The following is a 450-nucleotide window of genomic DNA, read 5'->3' on the forward strand; positions in this document are numbered from 1 at the left end:
ACGCGCCCAAGACGACGAGCAACGTCGACTACCGCGGGTGCCTGCAGGGCAAGGGCGCACACACCGTCTGGATCGGCGACGTGCTCACCCGCAAGGTCGCCGAGGACATCGAGACGTACGAGGCCAACAAGAACCTCGTGCTCACCGACGGCTGCCAGGCCGACCCGGTGCCCAACCTCGAGATCGAGACCGGCGAGATCGCCGGCGCTGGTCACTCCTCGTCGACGGGTCGCTTCGACGGCGAGCAGCTGTTCTACCTGCGCAGCCGCGGCATTCCCGAGGACGGGGCCCGCCGCCTCGTCGTGCGGGGCTTCTTCGCCGACATCATCCGCCGCATCGGGGTGCCCGACATCGAGGCCAGGATGATGGAAACCGTCGAGGCCGAGCTCGAGCTCATGGCGTCGATCCCGTCCCACAACGAGGCGCACGCATGAGCTTCGTCGCCGTCGC

General features: G+C 68.4%; 1 protein-coding gene. It reads left to right on the forward strand.

Annotated features, from left to right (window positions below; translation table 11 throughout):
• The coding region (locus C2862_RS25090; RefSeq protein ID WP_210736130.1) for a SufD family Fe-S cluster assembly protein at positions 1 to 434 on the forward strand (434 nt) is incomplete at its 5' end.
• Between the last annotated feature and the right edge of the window lie 16 nt (positions 435 to 450).

It is taken from the genome of Massilia sp. Mn16-1_5 (genome assembly GCF_004798585.1).
Lineage (GTDB): Bacteria > Pseudomonadota > Gammaproteobacteria > Burkholderiales > Burkholderiaceae_D > Telluria.